This is a genomic window from Sphingomonas sp. IC081, from assembly GCF_006874585.1.
Classification (GTDB): domain Bacteria; phylum Pseudomonadota; class Alphaproteobacteria; order Sphingomonadales; family Sphingomonadaceae; genus Novosphingobium.
In genome coordinates, this window is the sequence record NZ_CP029761.1 from 1,104,734 (window position 1) to 1,124,250 (window position 19,517).

Below are 19,517 nucleotides of genomic sequence, written 5' to 3' on the forward strand. Positions count from 1 at the left end.
ATTTCTTGCGCGCTGCCGTCGCTTATCCCTTCCGCGCCACCGCCGCGAGGCCCTTGGTCAATTGCAGCAACCCGTTGAGGCGGCTCTTGGGATCGCCCCAGGCGCGTTGCAGCACCAGCTTGTTGTCCGGCCGCAGCTTGACCGCGCCCTGAAGCCGCTCGGCATAGGCGATCAGGCCCATGGGGTTCGGGAAGCTGTCGTTGTGGAAGCTGACCAGCGTGCCGCGCGGGCCGACGTCGATCTTGGCGATATGCGCCTCGATCGCCTGCCGCTTGATCTGGATAAGCTGGACGAGGTTCGACGTGGCGCTCGGCAGCGGTCCGAAGCGGTCGATCATTTCGGCCGAGAGCGATTCGATCTCGTCCTTGCTGTCCGCATCGTTGAGGCGGCGATAGAGCGCCATGCGCACGGCCAGATCGGGAACGTAGTCCTCCGGGATCATGATCGGCGCTTCCACCGTGATCTGCGGAGACAGGCCCGAGGTATCCTTCTCCAGCCCGACGCCGCCCGCGCGGGCCTCGAGGATCGCGTCCTCCAGCATCGACTGGTAGAGTTCGAAGCCAACCTCGCGGATATGGCCGGACTGCTCATCACCCAGCAGGTTGCCCGCGCCGCGAATGTCGAGATCGTGGCTGGCAAGCTGGAAGCCGGCACCCAGCGAATCGAGATCGCTCAATACCTTGAGGCGCTTTTCGGCCACTTCCGAGAGCGCGCGGCCCGCCGGTGTCGTGAGATAGGCATAGGCGCGGAGTTTCGATCGGCCCACGCGTCCGCGCAGTTGGTAAAGCTGGGCGAGGCCGAAGCGGTCGGCGCGGTGGATGATGATCGTGTTGGCGCGCGGAATGTCGATGCCGCTCTCGACGATGGTGGTCGACAGCAGGACTTCGTACTTGCCCTCGTAGAAGGCGCTCATGCGCTCTTCCACTTCGCCTGCGCTCATCTGGCCGTGGGCGGAGATGACCTTCACTTCGGGCACGCTCTTGGCGAGCCATTCCTCGACTTCGGCCATGTCCGAGATGCGCGGCACGACGATGAAGCTCTGGCCGCCGCGATGGTGTTCGCGCAGCAGCGCCTCGCGCATCACCATCTCGTCCCATTCCATCACGTAGGTACGCACGGCGAGGCGGTCGACCGGCGGGGTCTGGATGGTGGAAAGTTCGCGCAGGCCGGACATTGCCATTTGCAGCGTGCGCGGGATCGGCGTGGCGGTGAGCGTCAGCACGTGCACGTCGGTGCGAAGCTGCTTCAGGCGCTCCTTGTGATTGACGCCGAAGCGCTGTTCCTCGTCGACGATGACGAGGCCGAGGCGCTTGAAATTGACCGTTTTCGAGAGGATCGCGTGGGTGCCGCAGACCACGTCCATGGTGCCTGCGGTAAGGCCCTCGCGGGTGGCCTTGGCTTCCTTCTCGGGCACGAGGCGCGACAGGCGGCCCACTTCCAGCGGGAAGCCGTTGAAGCGTTCGGCAAAGCTCGCATAGTGCTGGCGTGCGAGCAGGGTGGTCGGCGCGACGACGGCAACCTGCTGGCCCGCCATGGCGGCGACGAAGGCGGCACGCAAAGCCACTTCGGTCTTGCCGAAGCCGACATCGCCGCAGACGAGGCGGTCCATCGGCTTGCCTTCGGCGAGATCGCCGAGCACGTCGTCGATGGCGTGTTCCTGGTCCTCGGTTTCCTGCCAGGGGAAACGGTCCACGAACTGGTCGTAGCTCGACTTTTCGGGCAGCAGCGCCGGGGCAACGCGCAGGGCACGCGCGGCCGCGGTCTTCATCAGTTCACCCGCGATTTCACGGATGCGTTCCTTCAGCCTGGCGCGGCGCTTCTGCCATGCCTCGCCGCCCAGCTTGTCGAGCGGAACGCCTTCCGCCTCGCTGCCGTAGCGCGAGAGGACGTCGAGGTTTTCGACCGGGATGTAGAGCTTGTCGCCGCCCGCATAGGTCAGCATCACGCAGTCGTGCGGGCTCTTGCCGACCGGGATCGACTGCAGGCCTTCGTAGCGGCCGATGCCGTGGTCCATGTGGACGATCAGGTCGCCGGGCGTCAGCGCCGCCAGTTCGGCGAGGAAGGCGTCGGAATCCTTCTTCTTTTTCTTCCGGCGGACAAGGCGGTCGCCCAGGATGTCCTGCTCGGTGACGACTTCGACCGCATCGTTGGAGAAGCCGGTCTCCAGCGGCAGCACCAGCGCGGCGGAGCGGCCCTGAACGGCAAGGCCGAGGGCTTCTTGCCATGTCTCGGCCAGCTTGGGCTCGGGTCCCTGTGCCTCACCCAGGATGGAGACCAGACGGGCGCGGCTACCGGTGGAATAGGCGGCGAGGATCGCCTTGCGGCCGGTCTTGGCGACGGCGTGGAGGTGCTTGGCGGCAGCCTCATAGGCATTGTCGCCGCGGGCGCGCTCGGGCGTGAAGTCGCGGGCATTGCCGAAGCCGAAGTCGATAACCTTGGTGCTTTCCGGCTGCGCGAAAGGATCGGCGCGGTGGACCGGGAAGGCGGCCACGGCCTGCTCGAATTCCTCGCGGCCCAGGTAGAGCGCGTCGATCGCGAGCGGGCGGTACGATCCCGCCTTCTGGCCCGAGGTTTCGAGGCGGGCCTTGTGATAGTCCGCAATGTCGGTGAAGCGCTCGTCGGCGGCGCCGAGCGCCGGGCTGTCGATCACCAGCAGGTCGTCGTTCGAAAGGTGATCGAACAGCGTGACCAGACGGTCTTCGAATAGCGGCAGCCAGTGTTCCATGCCGGCAAGCCGGCGGCCGTCGCTGACCGCCTGATAGAGCGGGTCCGCCGTGGCATTGGCGCCGAACATCTCGCGGTAGCGGCTGCGGAAGCGCTTGACGCTGTCCTCGTCGATCAGCGCCTCGCTGGCGGGGAGCAGCAGGTGTTCGGGGACGGTGCCGGTGGAGCGCTGGGTGCCGGTATCGAACAGGCGCAGCGTTTCCAGCTCGTCGCCGAAGAAGTCGAGCCGCAGGCCGCCTTCAAGCCCCGAAGGCACGATATCGAAGATCGAGCCGCGCACGGCGAACTCGCCTGCGTCGATCGCGGTGTCGCTGCGCTGGTAGCCCTGACGGCGCAGCAGCGCGATCAGGCTTTCATGGCCGATTTCCGCGCCAGGCTTGAGCAGGCGCACCGATTCGCGAATGCGGAACGGCGTGAGCACGCGCTGGAGCGCGGCATTGGCGGTGGTGACGAGAAGCTGCGGGCCGGTGCGCTTGAGCTGGAGCCGGTGCAGCGCGGCCAGACGGCGGGCACTGACCGAAAGGGCAGGGCTGGCGCGGTCGTAGGGCAGGCAGTCCCACGCGGGGAATTCAACGACATCCAGTTCCGGCGCGAAGAACTGCGCGGCTTCGGCAACGGCGCGCATGGCGCTTTCGTTGTCGGCGATGAACACCGCCCGGCCTCCGGAACTCTTGCTTGCCACGGCGCGGGCAAGGTCCGCCATGACCAGAGGCTGGGCCCCGCGCGTGACCGAGGCGAGGGTAAGCGGCGAGGTAGCCGAGACAATGCGTTGGAAATCGGCCATGCCGCAGTCAGTCTGCCTTATGAAATCAGCGCGGAATATCGACGTAATCGAGCTTCATCATGCGGTCCATCAAGGCACCGCGATATTCCTCGGGAATGCTCTGGGTGCCGAGCGCCCATGCCATGATGTCGACGTCTTCTTCCTCGATCATCGTTTCGAAGAGGTCGATCTCGGCGTCGGACCACTCTGCGTGGAATTTGTCGAAGAAGCAGCCGATCATGTAATCGGCCTCGCGCGTGCCGCGATGCCAGGCGCGGAACTTGAGGCGGGCGAGCCGTGCCTGCTTTTGGGGCGTGAGTTCGGTCATGCCCGCGCCGTTACGATACGGCGCGGGCATGAGCAAGGTTTTGGGTTAGCGCTGGATCACCTTGATGATCTCGCTGACGGGTCTGCCGGTCAGCGTCTTGGGCACTTCGGCCCGCAGCGAGGCTTTCAGTTCCTTGTGGTAGTGCCTTCGCATCTCACCAAGGGAGCGCGGATCGGCGACGATGACCAGTTCGGCGATTTCCCCTTCCAGTACCTGCTGGTTGAGCCATCCGGTCACGGCGGCGACATGGGCGCTCTCGTCGTGCGAGTCGTTGCTGCCGTCGCCGGTGCGGGCCTGATGGCGCCTTGGCGCGTCGCTGCGGCGGGCGCCGGCGCTGAAGTTGGTGGCCTCCAGCGCGGGGGGCTCCATGGCCGTCAGCCGCGGGGCGGCCTCGGCGCCCGAATTGCGGTAGAGTTCGAAGTTCTCGCCGTCGACGATTGCGAAAACGGTTCCGCGGGACATCCGCATGAATGGCTCTCCTGTGCAGTTGGGTTCACCAAGGCAACGGGTCTGTCCGCAAATCCGTTCCCCATCGGTCTGGTGAAACGCGCCGCACTCGCGCTAAGAGGCTGCTCATGCGGCCCGAAGCTCTGAATTGCCTGTTTGTCGAAACCGATGCCCTCGACGGCGTGGGCCCCAAGCTCAAGCGCCCGCTCGAAAAGCTGGGCCTCACGCGGCTGCGGGATCTTGTCTATCACTTGCCCGATCGTTTCGTGGAGCGGCGCGCGGTCACCCATCTGGACGAGGCCAACGTCGGCGAGAACGTCATCGTCCAGTTGACGGTGCGCGAGCATCGCGCCTCGTCCGGGCGCGGGCCGTTCCGGGTGGTGACCGAAGACGCGCTCGGCAACATTTGCTCGATCACTTATTTCGGCCGCGCCTCCTACACCGCGAAAAAGCAGCTTCCGGTGGGCGAGACGCGCTGGGTGGCCGGTCGGCTCGACCAGTACGGCCAGATGCTCCAGATGGTGCACCCCGAACATGTTTCGGAGGACAGCGCCGCGCCGGTAGGGCAGCTGTGCGAGGCGGTCTATCCGCTGTCTGAAGGACTGACGCAGGGGCGCGTGGGCGGTCTGGTCCAGCAGGCGCTCAAGGTCCTGCCGGAATTGGCGGAATGGATCGAGCCCAGTCTCTACGACAAGATGAAGTGGCCTGCCTGGCGCGAGGCGGTGATGGAGGCGCATCGCGGCGTCAACGGGCCCGCGCGCGACCGCCTGGCCTATGACGAATTGCTGGCCAACGCGCTGGCGCTGATGCTGGTGCGCGAGAGCAATCGCCGCCAGTCGGGCACGCCGCTGAAAGGCGACGGTTCGCTGCGTGCCAAGCTCAAGCTGCCTTTCGCGCTGACCGGCGCGCAGAAGCGCTCGATCGACGAGATCGAGGGCGATGTTGCGCAGCAGGCACCGATGCTGCGCTTGCTGCAGGGCGATGTCGGTGCGGGCAAGACGGTCGTCGCGCTCAACGCGATGCTGATCGCGGTGGAGGCGGGGGCGCAGGCCGCCCTGCTGGCACCAACCGAAATCCTTGCCCGCCAGCACTATGAGACGCTCGCGCGGATGCTGCAGGGCACGGGCGTCGAGATTGCGCTGCTAACCGGGCGCGACAAGGGCAAGGCGCGCGAGGCGATCCTCATGGGGCTGATCGGTGGCTCCATAGATATCGTCGTGGGCACCCATGCGATTTTCCAGGACACGGTGTCCTATCGCAATCTCGCGCTGGTGGTGATCGACGAGCAGCACCGTTTTGGCGTTGGCCAGCGGCTGATGCTCGCCCGCAAGGGGCGGCGCACGCCGCATACGCTGGCGATGACCGCGACACCGATCCCGCGCACGCTGACTTTGGCACAATACGGCGAGATGGAAGTCTCCAAGCTCGACGAATTGCCTCCGGGGCGCCAGGCGATTGACACCCGCGTCGTCTCGGTGGAGCGCATGGGCGACGTCGTCGGTGCCATCGCCCGCCATATCGAGACCGGGCAGCAGGCCTATTGGGTCTGTCCGATGGTGAGTGAAAGCGAGAACGACGATCTGGCTGCTGCCGAGGCGCGTTATGCGACGCTGAAGGAGCGATTCGGCGATACGGTCGTGCTTGTCCATGGGCAGTTGAAGCCGGAGGCGAAGGACGCGGGCATGGAGCGCTTTGCCAGTGGCGAGGCTTCGGTGCTGGTGGCGACGACGGTGATCGAGGTTGGTGTTGACGTGCCCAACGCCACGTTGATGGTGATCGAGCAGGCGGAGCGTTTCGGTCTTGCCCAGCTTCACCAGTTGCGCGGACGCGTGGGGCGCGGCAGCGAGAAATCGACATGCCTGCTGCTACGGGGGCAGCAGCTGAGTGAAACCGCCCGTCAGCGTCTTGCCCTGATGCGCGAGACGCAGGACGGCTTCCGACTGGCGGAAGAGGATCTGCAGCTGCGCGGCGGCGGCGAACTGCTGGGCACGCGGCAGTCGGGCGACACGCCGTTCCGCATTGCCAGCCTTGAGCAGATCACCAAGCTGTTGCCGCTGGCCCATGATGACGCGCGGCTGCTGATCGAGCGTGACGGCGGCCTCACCGGTCCGCGCGGCGAGGCGGCACGGCTGCTGCTCTATCTGTTCGAGCGGGATTGGGGTGTGCAGCTTCTGCGAGGCGGTTGAGCGCCTCTCTCCATAAAGCGGGGGACGCCGCAATTGACTTGCTTGCGCCGCCCTGTGATGGCCGTGGCATGCCCCAGAAACCGGATATCCAGCTCGCCATTTTTGCCCAGGCAGTCGACGCGGTCGGCGGACAGCGCGTGATGGCGCGCTACATGGGCGTTTCCGAAAAGGAAGTGCGCGATTTCCTCTCCGGCGACGTGGCGCTGGATCGCAATGCATTGCGCTCGGCCTCGCAGGGGCTGATCAAGCAGGCCGACATGTGTCGCCGGCTCGAACGCAAGCTGTCCCCGGCCTTTGTCGAGAACATGACCGACAAGCAGCTGGAGGGGCTTACATTGCCCGATGGACGGCCCGAGAACCACAAGCAGGGTTGATCCGGCACAAGCCGCAATATCGAGGGGCGGAGGCTTGGATGGAGCCTTCGCCTTTTTCTTTGCGTGCGGGATTCGTTGCCTGTGCCGCAGATAGCAAAAAACCCAGCGTTTCCGCTGGGTCTCTATGCCTCACCCGAAGGTGAAAATGGTCGGGGAAAGAGGATTCGAACCTCCGGCCCCTGCCTCCCGAAGACAGTGCTCTACCAGGCTGAGCTATTCCCCGACCGGAGGGCGTTCCGAAGAGCGCCCGGGGCAGGAGCGCGCCTATATAGGGCGACTCTCAGGGTGGCAAGTGTAGAAAATTGCTTTTTATGCTGCATGGCGCACCGAGGGTGTGGACAACTTTTGCAAGGAGCCGGTCGCGCTCCCGGAAACGCGGAAATGCGCGACGATGCGCGCCAGGTTTTCCGCTTCGCTGGAAAGATTGCGTGCGGCGGCGGTTCCTTGCTCGACCATTGCGGCGTTCTGCTGCGTTGCCGAATCAAGGCCGCCGACGCGTTCGTTGATTCGTCCGATGTCGGTCGCCTGTTCCATCGACACCTGGGCGATCCGGGCGAGAGCCTCGTCGATTTCTGCAATGGCGCTGACGATGGTCATCAGCGATTCGCCCGATTGGCCTACCAGCTTCACGCCCGAGGCGACTTGCTGTGTGGAGGCGCCGATCAGCGCCTTGATCTGGTTGGCGGCATCGGCAGACCTCTGGGCCAGGGCGCGCACTTCCGTCGCCACCACGGCAAAACCCTTGCCCGCCTCGCCGGCACGGGCGGCCTCGACGCCGGCATTGAGGGCCAGCAGGTTGGTCTGGAAGGCGATGCCGTCGATCAGGGCGATGATCTGGCTGATCTCGTTGGCGGAGCTTTCGATCTCGCCCATCGTCATGACGGCGTCCTCGACGATTGCGGCGCCGCTCATCGCGTCGTTGCGGGCCTTGGCCACGCCCGCCTGGAGCTCGCGGGCGCTGGAGGCATTGTCCTGAACCGTGGTGTTGAGCGCGCGCAGGGTCGTGGCGATGTCCTCGACCGTCGCGGCCTGCCGTTCGGTGCGCAGGGCAAGGTCGTCGGTGGCGGAGCGGATCTCGAGTGATCCGGTCTCGATCTGGCGGGCCGATTCGCCCACCCCGCGCACGATGCCGTCGAGGTCTTCCGCAGCGGAATTGAAGTAGCCGCGCAATTCCTCGTAGCTGGCGGGAAAGGTCTGGGCCAGCCGCAGCGAAAGGTCGCCGGCTGCAAGCGAACGAAGCCCGTCGCCAATGCTGTCGATCACGCTCCTTTGCTCGTCGGCCGCTGCGGCCCGTTCCTGTTCAGCCGCATGCTGGAGCGCTTCTCGCGCTTCGTGTGCCGCAGCCTGGTCGATCACCAGCTTTTCAAGCCGGATGGCGACCATGACCAGCACCAGCGTTTCGGCGATGACGATCGCCGCGTGAAGGACAACCCGGCCGAATTCGCCGCCATTGGTGAAGACGAGCGAAGGCGCGATGAAATTGGTCAGCAGGTGATGGACCGCGGTTATGGCTGCAGACAGCAAAATGGGCCGCCAGTCGGCGAGAATCGCCAACATGGCGATCGTCGCGAAAAACAGCATGTGGAGGTCGATCATCCATTCGTGACCGGACCATTGCCACAGCAGGATGGCCGGATAGAGCGGCAAGGTCAGGCCGAGGGCCAGGCGGCTCTGCGGCCCGCTTTCGCTGCGCAGTACCAGCCAGGTAGGCGCGAGTGTCACCAGCACGGCAGCAACAGGCGGGGCGAGGCCGCTCTGTGCGAACAGAGTGCCGCCCAGCGTTATCAGCACGCCGATCCAGCATACCAGGACGAGCCCCTGGGCTCCTTTGCGACGCAGTTCTTCCAGTTCATTCATGGTCGGAGATTCGGTTCTTTTTGGAGGGAGTGCCCACAAAGGGCTTCGGGAACGGAAATCAGGAGGGCGCCTTGCCGCAGGGCGGCGAGCGTGGCGCGCGCAGAGGGTACGCGGACGAAGACGCTGCCGGGCCAGGGGCCACGGGCGATCACGCCTGCACGCACGTCATGCGCCCATTGGAACGGGGCGGCACTGCCATTGCCGGGGGAGACGTAAAGTGCGATCCCGCCTCTGGCCGGTGTCAGTGCGAAGCAAACGGTCGCAACGGCGACGAGGCCTTGAAGGGTCAGCACGCCTTTTGCCGCGGTCTTGCTCTTGGCGCGGGGGCTGGCGGTGTTTGTCATGGCATCAATTATAGAGCCGCAGTCCTGCCTAGCTGCGAAGATGACCATAAGGTAAAGCACAAGGGTGAGGGCGGCTCGGGCGAAGCTGCTCTTTCCCTTGCGGCTCGGGGGAGGTAGGTCAGGGGCATGACCGACAGCCTGATCGAAGCCGCCAGAATCGACCCGTCCCGCGCAGCCTCGGGGCGGCACTGGGAATGGCAGTATCTCGACCTTATGCGCCGCATCTGGGAGCAGGGTGACGAACGGGTGGACCGTACCGGCGTGGGCACCCGCTCGGTCTTCGGGGCGACCATTCGCTTCGATCTGTCGGGCGGGCTGATGCCGCTGCTCACGACCAAGCGTGTCTACTGGAAGACTGCGAGCCGCGAGATGCTGTGGTTTCTGACGGGTGACACCAACATCCGCTCGCTCTGTGCGCAGGGCGTGGAAATCTGGACCGACTGGCCGCTCGACCGTTACCGCAAGGCGACGGGTGAGGAGATTGCCCGAGCCGATTTCTCCCGCCGCATCGTCGAGGATGAGGGCTTCGCGGCAGAATGGGGCGATCTCGGTCCGGTCTATGGCAAGCAATGGGTCGACTGGCCGGTCTACGAGCCTACCGGCGACGGACTCTACAAGAAGCGTGAGCACGGCGTGAACCAGGTCGCGCAAGTGATCGAGAGCCTCAAGAGCAATCCCGGCAGCCGCCGCCACATCATCGAGGGCTGGAACGTTGCCGAACTGGACACGATGGCGCTGCCGCCGTGCCACAAGACCTATCAGTTCCACGTTGCCGAGGGCCGGCTGTCATGCATTCTCTATCAGCGCAGCTGCGATCTTGGTCTCGGCTTCGCCTTCAACATGTGGTCACTGGCGCTGCTGACGCGCATGTTTGCGCAGCAGTGCAACCTTGAACCGGGTGAGGCCGTTTGGATGGGTGGTGATGTCCATCTCTATCTCAACCACGCCAGCCTCGTCGAAGAGCAGCTGTCGCGTCAGCCCTCGGGCGAGGCGCGGCTGGATATCGTGCGCAAGCCCGATTCGATCTTCGACTATCGGATCGAGGATTTCGCGGTTTCCGGTTATGCTCCGCAGGCCCACATCGCCGCGCCTGTCGCGGTGTGACGGGCCTTTGGGGCGGCCAATCGACTCTGTATTGACATTACCCTTGGTTGAAATATTGTGACCTGACTGTGGAATTTTGAAACTCTCCGTTAACCGTTGTTTTCGGCGTAGTTTCGCTCTCCACGGCCCGATTCAATGCGGGAGAGGAAACAAAAATGGCTTCAGGCCCGACACGTACAGGTCCCACGCGTACAGGTAAGTCGCGCGGCAATCTGCCGCCCCTTGATCTTTATGTCCCCGAGCCGAAGTTCCGGCCCGGCGATCCGGTCGACTATTCGCATCTGGAAATTCCTGCCGCCGGCAAGCTGGCACGCCCCGACGAGGGGTGCGCCGCCAGCGAGACATGGCCGCTGACGCTCGACCTGATCCGCGTTCTGGATGAGAACGACGCGGCGGTGGGTGCGTGGAACCCCAATCTCGATCCCGAGACCCTGCGCCGCATGCTGGCTTCGATGGCGCTCACCCGCGCTTTCGACGATCGCATGTATCGCGGCCAGCGACAGGGCAAGACCAGCTTCTACATGAAGTCCACGGGCGAGGAGGCGGTCTCGATCGCCTGCGCCCATGCGCTGGCCTTCGACGACATGGTGTTCCCCAGCTATCGCCAGCAGGGCATCCTGATCGCGCGCGGCTATCCGCTGGTGGAGATGGTCAACCAGATCTACTCCAACCGCGCGGACCCTCTGAAGGGCCGCCAGCTGCCGATCATGTATTCGGCCAAGGACTACGGGTTCTTCTCGATTTCCGGCAACCTCGCCACACAGTTCCCGCAGGCGGTGGGCTGGGCGATGGCCAGCGCGATCAAGGGCGATACCCGCATCGCCACCAGCTTCGTGGGCGAAGGCTCCAGCGCGGAAGGCGATTTCCACGCAGCAATGACGTTCGCGGCGGTCTACAACGCGCCGGTCGTGCTCAATGTCGTCAACAACCAGTGGGCGATTTCCAGCTTCTCGGGCTTCGCCGGGGCGGAGCGCACCACCTTTGCGGCGCGCGCCGCCGGTTACGGCATCGCCGGCCTGCGGGTGGACGGCAACGACATCCTGGCGGTCTATGCCGCGATGGAATGGGCCGCCAACCGTGCCCGCTCCAACCAGGGGCCGACGCTGATCGAGCACTTCACCTATCGCGCCGAGGGGCACTCCACCTCGGACGATCCCACGGCCTATCGCTCCGCGCATGAGCGTGAGGAATGGCCGCTGGGCGATCCGATCATGCGCCTGAAGAAGCATCTGATCGGGCTTGGCGAATGGTCCGAGGAGCGGCATGCCGAGATGGACCGCGACGCCGCCGAGCAAGTGAAGGCCGCCACCAAGGAGGCCGAGAAGAACGGCATTCTGGGCCACGGCCTGCACCATCCGTTCCACACCATGTTCGAGGACGTCTTCGAGGAACTGCCCTGGCACCTTGAAGAGCAGGCGGAGCAGGCGATCCGTGAGCGGCAGAGCAAGTTCCCGGATTGGAAGGACTGATCATGATGATTGAAGAAGATTCGGTCAGCCTCCACGACGCGCCGACCCGCCAGATGAACATGATCGAGGCGATCAACGACGCGCTCGATATCATGATGGCGCGCGATCCCGATGTGGTGACCTTCGGTGAAGACGTCGGCTATTTCGGCGGCGTGTTCCGCGCGACGGCCAATCTCCAGAAGAAGTACGGCCGCAACCGCGTGTTCGATACCCCGATCAACGAATGCGGCATCATCGGCGCTGCCGTGGGTATGGCCGCATACGGCCTGCGCCCGGTGCCGGAGATCCAGTTCGCGGACTATATCTATCCGGGCATGGACCAGCTCGTCTCCGAAGCGGCGCGTCTGCGCTATCGTTCGGCGGCGGAGTTCATCGCGCCGATCACCGTGCGCTCGCCGTTCGGCGGCGGCATTTTCGGCGGCCAGACCCACAGTCAGAGCCCGGAAGCGCTGTTCACGCACGTTTCCGGCCTGAAGACGGTGATCCCGGCCAGCCCCTACGACGCCAAGGGCCTGCTGATCGCTGCCATCGAAGACAACGATCCGGTGATCTTCTTCGAGCCCAAGCGCATCTATAACGGCCCGTTCGACGGCTATTACGATCGCCCGTCGAAGACGTGGAAGGGCCACCCGCTCGGCATGGTGCCGGAAGGGTACTATTCGATCCCGCTGGGCAAGGCACGGATCGTGCAGGAAGGTTCGGCGCTGACGGTGGTGACGTATGGCACCATGGTTCACGTGGCCGAGGCGGTGCTGGCCGAAAAGGGTGTCGACGCCGAGATCATCGACTTGCGCACGCTGGTCCCGCTTGACCTGGGGGCTGTGGAAAAGTCCGTGGAAAAGACTGGGCGTTGCCTGGTGATACACGAGGCGACCCGCACCTCCGGCTTTGGCGCGGAACTGGTGACGCTGGTTCAGGAACGCTGCTTCTATCACCTGGAAGCGCCCGTCGAGCGTGTGACCGGCTTCGATACGCCGTACCCGCACAGCCTTGAGTGGGCCTATTTCCCCGGTCCCGTCCGCATTGGCGAGGCGGTCGATCGTCTGTTGAAGGATTGATTTGATGGGACGCTATACTTTCAGGCTCCCCGACATCGGCGAGGGCATTGCCGAGGCAGAGATCGTCGCCTGGCACGTCAAGATCGGCGATCGGATCGAGGAAGACGACCGCGTTGCGGACATGATGACCGACAAGGCAACGGTCGAGATGGAAAGCCCGGTTTCGGGCGTGGTGGTCGAAGTCGCCGGTGAGGCGGGTGACATCATCGCTATCGGATCGCCGCTGGTGGTGATCGAGGTCGAAGGCGCGGGCAATGGGGTCGACGGGGCCAGTGCGCCCAAGGGCGAGCCCGAGGTGGCCAGTGCTTCGACAAGCTCGGCACGAGCGGAGGTTGTGGAGGCTGCCCCAGCGCCTGAACCTGAAGCTGTGCTCCCCAAACCCGCACAGGCTGAGCTTGTCGAAGCCCGCGCGCCAACGCCCGCCACGCATGCCAAGGTCATGGCCAGCCCCGCCGTCCGCAAGCGCGCGTCGGATCTGGGCATCAATCTGGCCGAAGTCCGCCCTGCGGAAGACGGCCGCGTGCGCCATGGCGATCTCGATGCCTTCCTGTCCTACAACGCTGCGGGCGGTTTCCAGCCCGCCGGCAGCAAGGGTAAGGACGAACAGGTCCGCGTGATCGGCCTGCGCCGCCGCATTGCCGAGAACATGGCTGCGTCCAAGCGCCAGATCCCGCACTTCGCCTATGTCGAGGAATTCGACGTGACGGCGCTGGAGGAAACCCGTGCGCAGCTCAACGCTGGGCGAGGAGATCGTCCCAAGCTGACGATGCTGCCGTTCCTGATCGCGGCGATCTGCAAGCTGCTGCCCAAGTATCCGATGCTCAACGCGCATTACGATGACGAGGCGGGTGTAGTGACGCGCTACGGCTCGGTCCATCTGGGCATGGCCGCGCAGACCCCGGCGGGCCTGATGGTTCCGGTGATCCGCGATGCGCAGGACCGTAACCTGTGGCAGCTCGCTACCGAGATCGGCCGCCTTGCCAATGCGGCGCGCGATGGTTCGGCCAAGTCGTCGGAGCTTTCGGGCTCGACGATCACGGTCACCTCGCTCGGGCCGATGGGCGGTGTCGCCACGACTCCGGTCATCAATCGTCCCGAAGTCGCCATCATCGGCCCGAATCGCATCGTCGAACGGCCAATGTTCGTGAAGGGCGCCGATGGCGTGGAGCGCATCGAGAAGCGCAAGATCATGAATATCTCGATGTCGTGCGACCACCGTGTGGTAGACGGTTGGGACGCAGCAAGCTTCGCGCAGGACCTCAAGAAGCTGATCGAGGCCCCGGCGCTGATTCTGGCGGGATAAGATAGAGAGGGCATTCATGGGCAAAGATCCGCGCGTCGACGACTATATCGAAAAGGCCGCGGACTTTGCCCGCCCGATCCTCACTCATTTGCGCGATCTCACCCACCGCGCGCTGCCCGGGGCCGAAGAGGCCATCAAATGGGGCATGCCGCACTTTCTGGTAAAGGGTAAGAATGTCGCCGGGATGGCGGCGTTCAAGGCGCATTGCACCTTCGTCATCCATGGAGACGGGCGGCAGGGCGATGCCATGGGCCAGTTCGGTCGCATCACTGCCGTCGGCGATCTGCCGGGCGAAGGCGAACTCATCGAAAAATTGCAGGCGGCCGAGGCGAGGGTGCTCGAAACGGGCACGGCGCTGAAGCCTGCCGCGCCGCGTGCGCCCAAGGCGGAGATTCCGATGCCGGACGATTTCGCGTCGGTGTTGGCGACTGCTCCGGCCGCGCAGGGGCACTACGACGCCTTCTCGCCGTCACAGCGGCGCGAATATCTGGAATGGATCACCGAGGCCAAGACAGAGGCGACGCGCGCCAAGCGCATGGCTCAGGCCGTCGAGTGGCTTTCCGAAGGCAAGCGCCGCAACTGGAAGTACGAGCGCTGCTGAGCCTGAATCAGCGCACGATGCCGCTGTAGGTGATCTGCCCGCGTCCGCGCGCCGCGCTCTGCGGCGGGATGCGCCAGCGAACATGCGTGACGTCTTCGGGGGTGGCGAGGCGATTGCCGATCCTCAGCGCGCCGATACGGCCCCATGAGCGGCCGCCGTCCACCGAGACTTCCTGCATGTCTTCCGCGCTCTGCTGATAGGCGAGGGTGGTGGGCACGGGATTGGTGATGACAAAGCCGCCGGTTCCGGCGGCGCGGACCCATGTAACGATCGTCACGACTCTATCACCGCGCGCAAGGCGGCTCGCGGGTTCCAGGCGGCGCGAGGCGGCCGAGCCGCTGCGTTCCACATAGACGGCGCTGTCGGTGGCCACGGCGGGCCCTGTGCGCAGTTCTGCCTGCGCAGCACTGGTGGTGAACGTGCCGGCTGCAAGCGCAAGCGACATGGCGAGATGGATTGCTTTCACCCGAAAACCCCCTGCGATGTTCCGCGCCGTTTCCGCGTGGACGGGGTGTTTTCTGCGATTCCAGTCGCCAACATATGGTTAACGCCGGTTGTCCGGGCTGTCGCTCAGATGGGGTAAGGTCGGACCGGCCAGATTTTTCGGGGGTGTGGATAAAAACTTTTCAATCTTCGGGTCATTCCCGTTGACAGGGTGGGTGCCCTGCCATAGAGGCGCGGCTCCCAAGCGGACGCAAACGCAAGAACGCGGGTGTAGCTCAGTTGGTTAGAGTGCCGGCCTGTCACGCCGGAGGTCGCGGGTTCGAGCCCCGTCACTCGCGCCACTTGGGAAAATGCTGGTAATCCAGCGACTTGAGGTAGTCTAAAAACCTCGCATACATTGCTGCGCGGGTGTAGCTCAGTTGGTTAGAGTGCCGGCCTGTCACGCCGGAGGTCGCGGGTTCGAGCCCCGTCACTCGCGCCATTTCCTTTACGGGAAGTGGTAAGGCAATGAAACGAAAAAGGCCGGGTTCACGCCCGGCCTTTTCTTTTGTCCGGCGCAGGCGTGCCGTTCCTGATTTGTCGAATCGGCTGGCTGCTCAGGGCAAAAATAAAAGCGCTGGGGAATCACCCCCAGCGCCCGGTTTCCATCCAGATCAGGAACCGCTTGAGCGGTAGCAGCCAGACCACTCCCAGAACCACGTAGACGGGCGTCTGAAGCAAAGGGTGCCATCCTTCGATCACCGGGGCCAGATAGCGTGCAATCAGCACGCCATAGGCGATCAGGGCGGCAAATAGCCCCAACACGCCCAGCGGGATTCGCAGGGTTGGAGTCTCGCGCAAGTTCAGATCGCTCCCTCGTATATTCTCGTCGGCGTCACCACGGCATCGAGGATGCGGTCGTGCGCTTCGATGGGAAGGGTGTCGGCGAGTTGGCAGTCCCATGCAAGCCCGATTGCCGGAACGTCCGGGTTGGCATCGAGCCAGCGATCGTAATGGCCGCCGCCCTGGCCCAGTCGGTGCCCCTCGGCAGTGAAGGCGAGCAGCGGCACGATGGCGATGGCGGGGGTGACGGGCGCTGCGTCTGCCGGTGGTTGCAGCGCACCCCAGGGGCCGATGGCAAGCTGTTCTTCGTCGAAGGGATTTGCCCAGAGGCGGAACTCCATCGGCGCATCGCGCGATTCGAACCAGGGCAGGGCGATCTTGCGGTCGTTCTCCGACAGCCAGCGCGCCCAGCCAAAGGCCGGTGCCTCGTCGCCTACGGGAGCATAGAGACCGATGGTCAGCCCCTCGGGCATCATTTCCGCGACGGGGGCGGGCGGGCGGTTCAGCATCAGCGCGCGCAGTTGCTGCGGAAGCGAGGCGACGTGCTCCGTGCGCGCGGCACGATGCTTCTTGCGCAGAGCGGCCTTTTCGGCTGCGGGAGAGAGAGGGAGTGACGAATCCACCGGTGGTCCCATTCCTGGCATTCGGAGCCGCACGGTATCATCTGCGGCTGCGTTGGGCATGTTGGAATTCCGGCACGGCCAGCTTCGGGCCCATGCTGGAAGGGCGAGGCTAAATCCCTCAAGAAAAGGGAGTGATCACGGAAGAGGGGGTGACGGGCCCACCATAGGGTCGTTTGCCTAGAAATCCTCTGACGCCTCGACGTCAGGTGGGGACCATGTGTTCCGGACCAGGGTCCGGGCAGGGACAGTCCCCTTGGATTTGCTTATAGCCTCAGGGATTTTCGAACGGCTCGTGCCGGGCAGTTCCCGTCACCGTCTAATTAGGGGCTCTCTTGCGCTTCCTCAAGGAGGCTTGCGAGATTTTCGATGCTATCGGCAATTTTCGCCAGCCGCTCGAGCATTTCCGGGGGCAGGGAGGCATTTTCCTCGCTGGCAGCAGGTGCCGGGGGTGATGTCAGGGGTGGCGCGGGAGGCGGTGCGGCGTCTTGTTCGCGCAGGTTATGCACTTCGTCGGCCAGCATGATGGCTGCAAACAGCAGCATGCGCGTCTCGGTCTGGCCGACGGCGCCGGCTGCGGCTGCCTTCTCGTCGATCAGGCGGCCGAGATGCTCGACATGGCCTTCCTGACCGTCCGCGCAGGCCAGCGTGAAGCTGCGACCGCCGATGGTGAGATTGACGTTGCTCATGCCTCGCGCCGCGCCAGCAATGCATCGATTTCGCCGAGGGCATCCTCAACCAGCACCCGCAGGCGGCGATCGCGACTGCGCTGTTCCACGGTTTCCGGAATGGCCTTGTCGAGACGGGACAACGCCGACTCGATCCGTTCGACGATCTGAACGATCGGTACCTCTTTCATGGCTTACGGTTACCGCGAAACTGCAAAAAGGCAAGAATTTGGCACAGCTTGGCGACTAATGCTTCGACGAGTGGAAGAGATTGTGCCACCACGCGAATTGCCTGGGCCCGGATCTGCGGTGTTTGGCTGCGGTGAACTTGACGCCCGCAGGCCTCAGCCTAAAGGGGGTCGGCAAGCCGAATCGTTCCTTTTTCCGTTTACCGGAGCCACCCGATGACCCTTGCTGCCGACCGTCTCGCGCCGATGGCCAACGCCATTCGCGCGCTTTCCATGGACGCGGTCCAGGCCGCCAACAGCGGCCACCCCGGCATGCCGATGGGCATGGCCGATGTTGCCACCGTCCTGTTCTCCAAGTTTCTCAAGTTCGATCCCGCAGCGCCCAAGTGGGCCGACCGCGACCGCTTCGTGCTGTCGGCCGGTCACGGTTCGATGCTGATCTACTCGCTGCTTCACCTGACCGGCTATGCCAGCCCGACGATGGACGACATTCGCAATTTCCGTCAGTTGGGCTCGGTCTGCGCCGGTCACCCGGAAAACTTCCTGATCGAAGGCGTGGAATGCACCACCGGTCCGCTCGGCCAGGGCCTGGCCATGGCGGTCGGCATGGCGATGGCGGAGCGCCAGCTCAACGCCACTTTCGGTGACGATCTGGTCGACCACAAGACCTGGGTCATCGCCGGCGACGGCTGCCTCATGGAAGGCATCAACCACGAGGCCATCGGTCTTGCCGGCACGCTCAAGCTGGGCCGCCTCAAGGTCCTGTGGGACGACAACAAGATCACCATCGACGGCGACACCTCGCTTTCGACCAGCGAAGACATCCCGGCGCGCTACCGCGCTTCGGGCTGGGACGTGTTCGAATGCGACGGCCATGACTTCGCCGACATCGAACGCGCGCTGGCTCAGGCTGCCGCTTCGGACAAGCCGACGCTGGTCGCCTGCAAGACCGTGATCGGCAAGGGTGCCCCCAACAAGCAGGGCGGCCATGACGTCCACGGCGCCGCGCTGGGCGAGGCCGAAGTGGCCGCTGCCCGTGAATACCTGGGCTGGACTTCGGCTCCCTTCGAAATCCCGGCGGAAATCCTCGCCGACTGGCGTTCGCTCGGGCAGGCCGGCGCCAAGGCCCATGCCGAATGGTTCGTGCGCCTCGGCGCTTCGGACAAGGCGGACGAATTCACCCGCCGCATGGCCGGTGAACTGCCGGAAGGCGATGCGATCCGCGCCAAGCTGGCCGAATGGCTGGAAGGCGACGCCACCGTCGCAACCCGCAAGGCTTCGGAAAACTGGCTGAACGTGCTGGCCCCGGCGATCCCCGAGATGATCGGCGGTTCGGCCGACCTTACCGGTTCGAACAACACCAAGGCCAAGTGCCAGGAACCGTTCACCCCGGACAACTTCGGCGGCCGCTATGTCTATTACGGCATCCGTGAGTTCGGCATGGCCGCGGCCATGAACGGCATGGCGCTGCACGGCGGCGTGATCCCCTACGGCGGCACCTTCCTGATCTTCTCGGATTACTGCCGCAATGCGATCCGTCTCTCGGCGCTGCAGCAGACCCGTGCGATCTACGTGCTGACCCACGATTCGATCGGCCTCGGCGAAGACGGCCCGACCCACCAGCCGGTCGAGCACGTCATGTCGATGCGCCTGATCCCGAACCTCTACGTGTTCCGTCCGGCCGACGTCATCGAGACGGCGGAATGCTGGAACGTGGCCCTGGAATCGCAGGATACGCCTTCGGTGCTGGCGCTTACCCGCCAGAACCTGCCGCAGCTGCGCAAGACCGGCGACATGCTTTCGGCGCGCGGCGCCTATACGCTTCGCCACGCCGAAGCGGATCGCAAGGTGATCCTGATCGCTACCGGTTCGGAAGTCGAGCTGGCGGTCAAGGTCCGTGCCGAGCTGGAATCGCAGGGCATCGGCGCCGACGTCGTCTCGATGCCGTGCATGGAGCTCTTCGCCGCCCAGGACGAAGCCTATCAGCACGAAGTCCTGCCCCATGATGCGTCGATCCTGAAGGTCTCGATCGAGGCCGGCACGACCATGGGCTGGGAACGCTACACCGCACAGAGCCGCAACGGCGGCCTGAACATCGGTCTCGACCGCTTCGGCGCCTCGGCCCCGGCCAAGGACCTCTTCGCTCGCTTCGGCTTCACCGTCGAGGCGATCGTCCCGAAGATCCTCAACAAGCTTAGCGTGTAAACAGGAGAATTT

General features: G+C 64.6%; 18 protein-coding genes and 3 tRNA genes. 10 read left to right on the forward strand and 11 right to left on the reverse strand.

From position 1 onward, the window contains the following. Window positions 1-22: 22 nt before the first annotated feature. From mfd to DM450_RS05310, 3 genes are read right to left on the reverse strand one after another with little or no spacing between them, the layout of a single operon-like run. The gene (gene mfd / locus DM450_RS05300; protein WP_142633055.1) at window positions 23-3,508 is read right to left on the reverse strand and encodes a transcription-repair coupling factor; all 3,486 of its coding nucleotides are present in this window, start codon (window positions 3,506-3,508) and stop codon (window positions 23-25) included. A gap of 25 nt (window positions 3,509-3,533) precedes the next feature. Beyond that, a complete protein-coding gene (locus DM450_RS05305; RefSeq protein WP_260610214.1) occupies window positions 3,534-3,845 on the reverse strand; it encodes a succinate dehydrogenase assembly factor 2 in 312 nt (103 codons plus the stop codon). A 15-nt stretch (window positions 3,846-3,860) separates the two neighbouring features. Then, window positions 3,861-4,283, reverse strand: coding sequence for a host attachment protein (locus DM450_RS05310; protein ID WP_142633057.1), 423 nt, complete (start codon window positions 4,281-4,283; stop codon window positions 3,861-3,863). Between the two features lie 107 nt (window positions 4,284-4,390). On the opposite strand from DM450_RS05310, the gene recG reads away from it, so the two are divergent. Both recG and DM450_RS05320 read left to right on the forward strand, forming a co-directional pair. After that, complete coding sequence (recG, locus tag DM450_RS05315) at window positions 4,391-6,448, forward strand: ATP-dependent DNA helicase RecG (RefSeq protein WP_142633059.1); 2,058 nt, start codon at window positions 4,391-4,393, stop codon at window positions 6,446-6,448. Between the two features lie 68 nt (window positions 6,449-6,516). After that, window positions 6,517-6,822, forward strand: coding sequence for a helix-turn-helix domain-containing protein (locus tag DM450_RS05320; protein WP_142633061.1), 306 nt, complete (start codon window positions 6,517-6,519; stop codon window positions 6,820-6,822). Between the two features lie 146 nt (window positions 6,823-6,968). Here DM450_RS05320 and DM450_RS05325 read toward each other — a convergent pair. The 3 genes from DM450_RS05325 to DM450_RS05335 form a co-directional block, all read right to left on the reverse strand. Next, window positions 6,969-7,045, reverse strand: a tRNA-Pro gene (locus DM450_RS05325). Window positions 7,046-7,131: 86 nt separating this feature from the next. Further along, on the reverse strand, window positions 7,132-8,679 hold the full coding sequence (locus DM450_RS05330) for a methyl-accepting chemotaxis protein (protein ID WP_142633063.1): 1,548 nt from the start codon (window positions 8,677-8,679) through the stop codon (window positions 7,132-7,134). Beyond that, window positions 8,676-9,023, reverse strand: a complete 348-nt coding sequence (locus DM450_RS05335; RefSeq protein ID WP_142633065.1) for a hypothetical protein — start codon at window positions 9,021-9,023, stop codon at window positions 8,676-8,678. The genes DM450_RS05330 and DM450_RS05335 overlap by 4 nt, the downstream gene beginning before the upstream one ends. Before the next feature lie 126 nt (window positions 9,024-9,149). On the opposite strand from DM450_RS05335, the gene thyA reads away from it, so the two are divergent. The 5 genes from thyA to DM450_RS05360 all read left to right on the forward strand — a co-directional run bounded on the left by thyA (window position 9,150) and on the right by DM450_RS05360 (window position 14,558). After that, entirely contained in the window at window positions 9,150-10,127 is a 978-nt protein-coding gene (gene thyA / locus DM450_RS05340; protein WP_142633067.1) for a thymidylate synthase, read from the forward strand. Between the two features lie 155 nt (window positions 10,128-10,282). Then, window positions 10,283-11,596, forward strand: coding sequence for a 3-methyl-2-oxobutanoate dehydrogenase (2-methylpropanoyl-transferring) subunit alpha (locus DM450_RS05345; RefSeq protein ID WP_142633069.1), 1,314 nt, complete (start codon window positions 10,283-10,285; stop codon window positions 11,594-11,596). A gap of 5 nt (window positions 11,597-11,601) precedes the next feature. Continuing rightward, entirely contained in the window at window positions 11,602-12,654 is a 1,053-nt protein-coding gene (locus DM450_RS05350; RefSeq protein WP_142637538.1) for an alpha-ketoacid dehydrogenase subunit beta, read from the forward strand. A 4-nt stretch (window positions 12,655-12,658) separates the two neighbouring features. After that, window positions 12,659-13,957, forward strand: coding sequence for a dihydrolipoamide acetyltransferase family protein (locus DM450_RS05355; protein ID WP_142633071.1), 1,299 nt, complete (start codon window positions 12,659-12,661; stop codon window positions 13,955-13,957). Between the two features lie 16 nt (window positions 13,958-13,973). Beyond that, the gene (locus tag DM450_RS05360) at window positions 13,974-14,558 is read left to right on the forward strand and encodes a YdeI family protein (protein WP_142633073.1); all 585 of its coding nucleotides are present in this window, start codon (window positions 13,974-13,976) and stop codon (window positions 14,556-14,558) included. A gap of 7 nt (window positions 14,559-14,565) precedes the next feature. Here the strand turns inward: DM450_RS05360 and DM450_RS05365 are convergent, their stop codons facing one another. Continuing rightward, window positions 14,566-15,024 (reverse strand): hypothetical protein, encoded by a 459-nt coding sequence (locus DM450_RS05365; RefSeq protein ID WP_260610218.1) that lies wholly within the window; start codon window positions 15,022-15,024, stop codon window positions 14,566-14,568. Window positions 15,025-15,266: 242 nt separating this feature from the next. Between DM450_RS05365 and DM450_RS05370 the strand changes: the two genes are divergently transcribed. Both DM450_RS05370 and DM450_RS05375 read left to right on the forward strand, forming a co-directional pair. Continuing rightward, window positions 15,267-15,343 (forward strand) — tRNA-Asp (locus tag DM450_RS05370). A gap of 63 nt (window positions 15,344-15,406) precedes the next feature. Further along, a tRNA-Asp gene (locus tag DM450_RS05375) sits at window positions 15,407-15,483 on the forward strand. Window positions 15,484-15,626: 143 nt separating this feature from the next. On the opposite strand, the gene DM450_RS05380 is transcribed toward DM450_RS05375, so the two are convergent. The 4 genes from DM450_RS05380 to DM450_RS25730 form a co-directional block, all read right to left on the reverse strand. After that, window positions 15,627-15,842 (reverse strand): DUF2842 domain-containing protein, encoded by a 216-nt coding sequence (locus tag DM450_RS05380; RefSeq protein WP_142633075.1) that lies wholly within the window; start codon window positions 15,840-15,842, stop codon window positions 15,627-15,629. A gap of 2 nt (window positions 15,843-15,844) precedes the next feature. Further along, window positions 15,845-16,459: a 5-formyltetrahydrofolate cyclo-ligase gene (locus DM450_RS05385; protein ID WP_142633077.1), complete on the reverse strand. Its 615-nt coding sequence runs from the start codon at window positions 16,457-16,459 to the stop codon at window positions 15,845-15,847. A gap of 308 nt (window positions 16,460-16,767) precedes the next feature. Further along, a complete protein-coding gene (locus DM450_RS05390; RefSeq protein WP_142633079.1) occupies window positions 16,768-17,133 on the reverse strand; it encodes a cell division protein ZapA in 366 nt (121 codons plus the stop codon). Then, window positions 17,130-17,303 (reverse strand): hypothetical protein, encoded by a 174-nt coding sequence (locus DM450_RS25730; RefSeq protein WP_185928716.1) that lies wholly within the window; start codon window positions 17,301-17,303, stop codon window positions 17,130-17,132. The genes DM450_RS05390 and DM450_RS25730 overlap by 4 nt, the downstream gene beginning before the upstream one ends. A 213-nt stretch (window positions 17,304-17,516) precedes the next feature. Here DM450_RS25730 and tkt point away from each other — a divergent pair, with 213 nt between their 5' ends. Continuing rightward, entirely contained in the window at window positions 17,517-19,505 is a 1,989-nt protein-coding gene (gene tkt, locus DM450_RS05395; RefSeq protein ID WP_142633081.1) for a transketolase, read from the forward strand. Window positions 19,506-19,517: the final 12 nt, after the last annotated feature.

Excerpts from the sequence above, each read along its gene's own strand:
- mfd (WP_142633055.1), bottom strand. The coding sequence starts at position 3,508 with ATGGCCGATTTCCAACGCATTGTCTCGGCTACCTCGCCGCTTACCCTC.
- DM450_RS05305 (WP_260610214.1), bottom strand. The coding sequence starts at position 3,845 with ATGCCCGCGCCGTATCGTAACGGCGCGGGCATGACCGAACTCACGCCC.
- DM450_RS05310 (WP_142633057.1), bottom strand. The coding sequence starts at position 4,283 with ATGCGGATGTCCCGCGGAACCGTTTTCGCAATCGTCGACGGCGAGAAC.
- recG (WP_142633059.1), top strand. The coding sequence starts at position 4,391 with ATGCGGCCCGAAGCTCTGAATTGCCTGTTTGTCGAAACCGATGCCCTC.
- DM450_RS05320 (WP_142633061.1), top strand. The coding sequence starts at position 6,517 with ATGCCCCAGAAACCGGATATCCAGCTCGCCATTTTTGCCCAGGCAGTC.
- DM450_RS05330 (WP_142633063.1), bottom strand. The coding sequence starts at position 8,679 with ATGAATGAACTGGAAGAACTGCGTCGCAAAGGAGCCCAGGGGCTCGTC.
- DM450_RS05335 (WP_142633065.1), bottom strand. The coding sequence starts at position 9,023 with ATGACAAACACCGCCAGCCCCCGCGCCAAGAGCAAGACCGCGGCAAAA.
- thyA (WP_142633067.1), top strand. The coding sequence starts at position 9,150 with ATGACCGACAGCCTGATCGAAGCCGCCAGAATCGACCCGTCCCGCGCA.
- DM450_RS05345 (WP_142633069.1), top strand. The coding sequence starts at position 10,283 with ATGGCTTCAGGCCCGACACGTACAGGTCCCACGCGTACAGGTAAGTCG.
- DM450_RS05350 (WP_142637538.1), top strand. The coding sequence starts at position 11,602 with ATGATTGAAGAAGATTCGGTCAGCCTCCACGACGCGCCGACCCGCCAG.
- DM450_RS05355 (WP_142633071.1), top strand. The coding sequence starts at position 12,659 with ATGGGACGCTATACTTTCAGGCTCCCCGACATCGGCGAGGGCATTGCC.
- DM450_RS05360 (WP_142633073.1), top strand. The coding sequence starts at position 13,974 with ATGGGCAAAGATCCGCGCGTCGACGACTATATCGAAAAGGCCGCGGAC.
- DM450_RS05385 (WP_142633077.1), bottom strand. The coding sequence starts at position 16,459 with ATGGGACCACCGGTGGATTCGTCACTCCCTCTCTCTCCCGCAGCCGAA.
- DM450_RS05390 (WP_142633079.1), bottom strand. The coding sequence starts at position 17,133 with ATGAGCAACGTCAATCTCACCATCGGCGGTCGCAGCTTCACGCTGGCC.
- DM450_RS25730 (WP_185928716.1), bottom strand. The coding sequence starts at position 17,303 with ATGAAAGAGGTACCGATCGTTCAGATCGTCGAACGGATCGAGTCGGCG.
- tkt (WP_142633081.1), top strand. The coding sequence starts at position 17,517 with ATGACCCTTGCTGCCGACCGTCTCGCGCCGATGGCCAACGCCATTCGC.